The organism is Mycobacterium sp. (assembly GCF_040509115.1).
GTDB lineage: Bacteria > Actinomycetota > Actinomycetes > Mycobacteriales > Mycobacteriaceae > Mycobacterium.
This window is the reverse complement of sequence record NZ_JBEVLO010000215.1, coordinates 1-6,664: the sequence shown is the minus strand read 5'-3', so window position 1 is coordinate 6,664 and position 6,664 is coordinate 1. Positions and strand designations below refer to the sequence as shown.

The following is a 6,664-nucleotide window of genomic DNA, read 5'->3' as shown; positions in this document are numbered from 1 at the left end:
GTCAGCCTGCCGTCTTCTCGGCTTGGAGACGGATCGCGGTCAGCATTGTGATCAAGGGGGTGGGGGAGACCACGTCGCGGGTCCCGTCGGCGATGAGTTCGCCGATTGTGTTGTCGGAGTTAGCTTTCAATAGTGGGAAGTCACCGCTGGCGTGGGCGCGCAGTGGGCTGTGTGCGAGGGCGATCGTGGCCAGCCGTGCCAGGTCCGGGGAGTCGCTCTCCGACCACGCAGTCAGCTCAAGGATGCCTTCGCGCACCTCGCCGGCGCCGCCGTCGACGGTCACGAGTCTGCCGTCGAGATGGGCGGCAACGCCGGGGCCGCAGCCGACGACCGCCGGTCTCCCGATCTCACGGCTGACGACCGCAGCGTGACTGGTCGCCCCGCCGATTTCGGTGACGATTCCCTGGGCGGCCAACATTCCCTGGACATCGTCTGGGGAGGTGGAGGTCCGAACGAGGATGACGTCCTCGCCGTCGTCGGCGGCATCGAGCGCCTCGTCGACATCGGTGAAAGCCTTGCCCGACACCACCCCGGGGCAGGCCGGCAGGCCTTTGGCCAACAAGGGTGCGGCCAGGCGGGTTTCAGGCTGCAGTGATGGCAGCAGCAATGTCTCAATGTGTGCCGGGCTCACTCGCAGCAGGGCGTCGATATCACCGATCAACCCTTCATCGCGCAATTGCAGCGCCAGTCGCACCGCTGCTTGCGCTGAGCGTTTGGCGACCCGCGTCTGCAGCAGCCACAGCTTGCCCTCTTCGACGGTGTATTCGATGTCCTGGATGTCGGTAGCCAAACCTTCGAGAGTGCGCGCCGACTCGATTAACGCGTCATAGATTTGGGGCTGTTCGGTGCGCAACGCGCTCACCGGCTCGCAATCGAAATTGCCCGAGACCACGTCTTCGCCTTGGCCGCCCGGGAGCCATTCGCCAAACGGCTCGTTGTCACCGGTCATGGGGTTCCGGCTAAACAGCACTCCGGTGCCGGACTTGCGCTCCATGTTTCCGAACACCATGGCTTGAATGACAACCGCTGTTCCGCCGAGTTGATCGAGGCCGTGGTGGGCGCGGTAAGCGTTGGCTCTGGCACCGTTCCACGAGGAGAACACTGCTTCGATAGCTCCACGTAGCTGGTCGAGGGGATTGTCGGGCACCGAACGTCGCTGATCATCGCCGAGCACGATTCGCCGATACATATGGCAGAACCGGGCGCGGGTGTCTTGGGCGAAGGCCGGGCTGATCATCTGAGCCAGAGCGTCTTCGACCGCGTCGTCGATACCGAGATCCAGAACGGTGTCGAGCATGCCGGGCATGGACTGGGCGGCACCGCTGCGCACGCTGACCAGGAGCGGGCGGGGCCCGCGTCCGAAGGTGCGGGAGGTCTCCGTCTCCAACCAGCCCAGTCGGTCGAGCACGATCGGCCAGAGGGTAGACATCGCCTGTTGCGGGTCGGCGAAGAACTGTGCGCACGCCTCGGTGGTGATGCAGAACGCCGGAGGTACAGGAAGGCCGTTGCGGCGCATGGCATCGATGCCGTAGCCCTTGTTGCCCAGAATCTCCCGCGGCAACTGGGCATTGCCATCCAACAACACCACGAGCGGGTGGTCTGCCACCATGTCACTTCCCTCCAGTAGTGCGCGTGTCATGGCTCTCCTCTTGACGTTCGAGATGACTGTGTGTGTGCTACCGCACAATGCCAGATATGCTGACACATATCCAACCAAGTTATAGATGAAGGAACCTGATTTGATGCCCCCGATCGGAGTTCATGGAAAGAAGGTTCGTCATGACAGTCGGTAGCGAAACCGCCGTCGCGAAGGTTGAGCCGTTCCCGACTGAGGGCCCAGGAACCTTTCGCCCGTATGTCAACGGGTGTTGGCTCGACGACACGGCCGTGCAGAACACGGTCATCGATCCGGCAACCGAAGATGTCGTCGCAATCGGCTATGACGGGGATGCTTCCTCGATGTCGGCGGCCGTGGCCGCCGCGCGCGCCGCGTTCGACACCGGTCCGTGGGGCACGATGAGTGGAGCAGGACGCAAGCGGCATCTCCAGCGCCTTTACGACGCACTGGACAGCCGTCGCGCGAAGATCGCCCGCCTGGTGACCGCCGAAACCGGTGCGCTGCCTGCGGTGGCGTCAGCATTTCACGTCGGCGTGGCGATGGAGCACTTCGCGTGGGGCGTTGAACAGGCCGACCGCGATTGGCTCGAAGTCGTCAACCCGTTATCGGGCGGCGCGATTGTGGGCAGCGGCGTCATCCTGCGTGAGCCGTGCGGCGTCGTCGGCGCCATCAGCGCCTACAACTTTCCGTTCTTCCTCAATCTCGCCAAGCTCGGCGGCGCGCTGGTGACCGGGAACACCATGGTCCTCAAGCCCAGCCCGATGACGCCCCTGGAGGCGTTCTTGTTTGCCGAGGTGGCCGAGGAAGCCGACCTTCCGCCGGGCGTGCTCAATATCGTTTCCGGGGATGTCGAGGCAACGCAGGCATTGACTTCAGACCCGCGGCTTGACGTCATCAGTTTCACCGGTTCCGATCGGGTCGGCGGGCTGATAGCCGCCCAGGCCGCGCCCAACATCACCCGCACTCTGCTCGAACTCGGTGGGAAGTCTGCGCTCATCGTGCGCGCGGACGCCGACCTGGACGCCGCGGTGGCCTATACCGTCGCCCAACTCACGGTTCAGGCCGGTCAAGGGTGCGCGCTATGTACGCGCCAGCTGGTACACCGTTCGATCTATGACGAATTCGTCGCCCGCCTGGCCGCTGCGATGGCAATGGTCAAGACAGGTGATCCCCGTCAGTCGGGCGTCATGATGGGCCCGCTGATCCGCGAATCGCAGGTCCGTAAGGTCGAGCAGTACGTCGACATGGCACGCGACAGCGGTGCGGAGGTCGTTACCGGTGGCCGCCGTACGCCAGGCTTGGATCGCGGCTTCTTCTATGACCCCACCGTCGTGATCGGTGTGGACAATGGCGCGCGGATTGCGCAAGAAGAGATCTTCGGGCCGGTCGGGGTGGTCATGGCGTTCGACGACGACCACCAGGCTGTCGCCATGGCCAATGACAGCCCCTTCGGGCTGGGTGGGCACATCTACAGCGCCGACACTGCGACCGCTTTCGCCATGTGCCGGCGGATCCGGTCGGGGTATTTGGCCATCAACGGGGGCGCCGGCGGGATGCACCCCGAGTTGCCTTTCGGCGGATATAAGCGCAGCGGCATCGGCCGCGAATACGGCGTAGACGGCCTTCGCGCGTTCCAGCAGACGAAGTCGATCTCGTTCCGCGTCGGTTGATCTCGCCGGCGGCGGACCGACGCGCGAGGTACCGGAAGTGGACACAATGACCTTCGAGAGAGTTAACTTAGTTATCGATGTGGCCGCCAATCTAGGGACGGAAGTACCACCTAGCGGGCTACCGGGAAAGCAGGGTTGTCATGAAAGTTCGTCTCGAAGCCTCGAAGTGCGCCGGGCACGCCCAGTGCTACGCCGCCGATCCCGATCTCTTCCCGATCGACGACTCCGGTTATTCGACATTGGAGGCGCATGAGGTCAGCCCGGGTGATGAGCGAGCGACGCGGGAGGGCGTAGCCGCTTGCCCCGAGCTCGCACTGGTCATCGACGATGACAACTGACTCCGGCATGGAATCGACAACTTGGCGACCGCGTCTTGAGCAGTTGCTCGCCGACTACGGGCAACGGTCAGCCGCTACCGCCGAGACCGCGAAACGCACTGGTGTCAAACCGGACCGGATCGCCGTGGCTCGCGCTTGGCACGCTGAGCTCGTCGACCATCATCTCGCCGGCCCAGGATGGCCAAGCGAAGTCGGCGGCTTGGAACTGTCACTGGAAGATCAGCTTGACTATTACCGCCTCACGACAGCGGCCGGGGTGCCCCCACATCCGTGCCCACTGTCATTCATTGTGGCGCCAACCTTGATCAAACACGGTTCACCGCAACAGAAGAAGCGCTTCCTCACGCCACTGCTGCGGGCCGACGAGTTCTGGTGTCAGGGCTTTTCCGAACCGGGTGCAGGCAGCGACCTGGCGTCACTGTCGACCAGAGCGGTCCGCGACGGCGATGTCTATCGGATCAATGGTCAAAAGGTGTGGACGACCATGGCCGACCGCGCCGACTGGATGTTTGCCCTAGTCCGTACTGGGGAGCCGGGGCGCAGCGCTGACGGCATCACTTACCTACTAATCCCGATGGACAGTGACGGCATCACGATCCGTCCGCTCCACGACATCAGCGGCGGCGCTCACTTCGCCGAGGTGTACTTCGACGATGTGGCGGTCGCAGTCGAGAACCGCGTCGGGGGCGAAGGTGAGGGATGGTCCATCATGCGGACGTCCCTGGGACATGAACGTGCCACCGCGTTCCTAGCCGATGAGTTCAAATACCGCCGCACCGCCGATCGGGTGCTGGCTTTGGCATTCTCGCAAGGACTCGACGCAGATCCCCTGGTACGGCAGGACATCGCGCGGGTGGAATCCGGCGTCCGCACTATTGCCGCCAACAGCGCCCGCGCGTTAGCGGCCGTTCTGCGAGGCGAGGATCCCGGTGGTGTCGCCTCGGTGAACCGGTTGGTCAAAAGCGAGTTCGAGCAACACCTGCATACGTTGGCGCTCCGCGCCACCGGACCCTACGCCGCTCTGGGCAGTCGCGCCCAAGATGCCATCGACCAGGGTCGGTGGACCTACGGATACCTGATGAGCCGAGCTACCACCATCGGTGCCGGTACCGCCGAGATCCAGCGAAATACCATCGCGGAGAACGTTCTTGGTCTGCCATCGCACCGCGGGGAGCGAACCCGGACCGCAGTCGGGTCTCCCGGTGCTCCGCTTGCGGTCACCGATGAGGATGAGGCGGAGTTGCGTGCGGTGCTTGCTAAGGCCCTGGAGTCCAGCGTCGACGTCTCGACGACGCTCGAGCGGAGCCGCACCGCAGGGGTCTTTGACCCGCGCGTCTGGTCGGCACTGGTCGAGTTCGGCCTGCCGGCCCTAGCGGTCGAGGAGTCTCTTGGTGGAAGTGGAGCCAACCCGAGACTGCTCTACGCCGCGGTCGAGGAGACTGCAAAGGCGCTGGCACCTGCACCCCTGGTGCCCACCCTGGCCGCGCTCGAGCTGGCCGTCCAGGTCGGCGCCAGCGCCGTCGTCGCGCGAATTTCTGGCGGAGCCCGAGCAGCTTTCGTTGTGCCTGTGCACGATTCGGGATGGATCACCGATGGCCTGGAGCTGCCGGAATGGGATGGCCAGGGCCTGACCGGAAGCGTGCCGGTGGTCAGCGGCGCGCCCGTGGCCGAAGTGCTGCTGGTGCTGGCCCGCGGCCGGGACGACGGAATCGTGCTGGCCGCCGTCGACCCCGGTGCCCGGGGTGTGACTGTGGCTGCGCAAGAACCCTTAGATCTGACGTCGACCATCGCGGCGGTGTCGCTGTCCGGTGCGCCTGCGGAGATTCTGGCCGACGGTGACCGACTCCAACGTGCTCTAACCCACGCCCGGCGGTCGGCGTTGCTCGCTGTGGCGGCCGACTCGGTCGGGGTCGCCTCACGCGCATTGGCGATGTCGGTGAGTTGGGCGGGGGAACGCGAACAGTTCGGGCGCGCCATCGGTAGTTTCCAGGCGATCTCTCACCGCTGCGCCGATATGCTGGTGGCACTTGAGGGCGCTCGTAGCCTGGTGCTGACAGCGTGCGATGTCGACGTCACCGACCCGGAATCGGAATACCTCGTCGACCTGGCCGCAGCCGCTGCGCTCGATGCCGCTATCGAAACCGCCCAAGGTGCCATCCAGGTCCACGGCGGCATCGGTTTCACCTGGGAGCACCCGGCGCATCTGCTGCTTCGGCGGGCGCGCGCCAACGGGGTGCTGATGGGTAGACCGGAAGCTTTGCGGGACCGCGCCGCCAAGGCCATCGTGGCGCACTCCCTGGCAGCTAAAAGCGCCCGGGAGGCCTACCACCGCTGAGAGTGCGTTGGCACCGACCCCGGGGAGTCGGCGAAGTGACACGCGTCTCAGCGCGATGGTATACCTAGTAAGCTATGTAGTGGTTCGATGGAAGGGTCTGGATGCGTGTCCTCGTCACCGGAGTAAGCGGCCTGGTCGGTCGCACGGCTGCTGCGCGTTTCGCCGGCCGCGGCGACGAGGTGGTCGGCTTCAGTCGTACTGCACCGCTTGAGTTGCCAACGGGAGTCAGTTTTGTCCGCGGCGATGTGCTCGACCCTGACGCGCTCGCTCGGGCGTTCGCCACTTTCGATGGCATCGATCTTCTGGTGCACAGTGCTTTTGCGCTCGATTCCCGCGAGGGTGTGGAACAGATGCGCCGGGTCAACGTCGACGGCACCGCCAACGTGATCGCTGCTGCCGAAGCCGCTGGGGTGAAGAGGGCGATCTTTATGTCCTCGGTCACTGTCTACGGCCCGCGAGTAGATCCCGAGCAAACTGCAAGTACCGAAGCGCGGCAACTGACGCCGCATCCGCAGCATCCGTATGCCCTGCACAAAGTCGAATGCGAGCGCCTTTTCGGGCAGTCCTCGTTGCCGTCGGTCTTGGTGCGCGCCGGGATCGTGCTGGGCCGGGGGACCGATCACCGACTGCGCGAAGCGTTGGCGGCGCGCCGCCACATGGTCTCGACCGGGCCCCAGTACCCGTGGGGGGTCATCCACCACGA

At 64.8% G+C, this 6,664-nt stretch carries 5 protein-coding genes; 4 read left to right on the top strand and 1 reads right to left on the bottom strand.

From position 1 onward, the window contains the following. Position 1: 1 nt before the first annotated feature. The gene (locus tag ABW137_RS15035) at positions 2–1,588 is read right to left on the bottom strand and encodes a pyruvate, phosphate dikinase (RefSeq protein ID WP_526401265.1); all 1,587 of its coding nucleotides are present in this window, start codon (positions 1,586–1,588) and stop codon (positions 2–4) included. A 173-nt stretch (positions 1,589–1,761) separates the two neighbouring features. Between ABW137_RS15035 and ABW137_RS15030 the strand changes: the two genes are divergently transcribed. From ABW137_RS15030 to ABW137_RS15015, 4 genes are all read left to right on the top strand, one after another. After that, entirely contained in the window at positions 1,762–3,288 is a 1,527-nt protein-coding gene (locus ABW137_RS15030) for an aldehyde dehydrogenase family protein (RefSeq protein ID WP_526401263.1), read from the top strand. Positions 3,289–3,428: 140 nt separating this feature from the next. Further along, positions 3,429–3,626, top strand: coding sequence for a ferredoxin (locus ABW137_RS15025; protein WP_526401261.1), 198 nt, complete (start codon positions 3,429–3,431; stop codon positions 3,624–3,626). A gap of 7 nt (positions 3,627–3,633) precedes the next feature. Then, a complete protein-coding gene (locus tag ABW137_RS15020) occupies positions 3,634–5,961 on the top strand; it encodes an acyl-CoA dehydrogenase family protein (RefSeq protein WP_526401259.1) in 2,328 nt (775 codons plus the stop codon). A gap of 101 nt (positions 5,962–6,062) precedes the next feature. Continuing rightward, positions 6,063–6,664 (top strand): NAD-dependent epimerase/dehydratase family protein (locus ABW137_RS15015; RefSeq protein ID WP_526401257.1); only part of this gene is annotated, 602 nt, incomplete at its 3' end.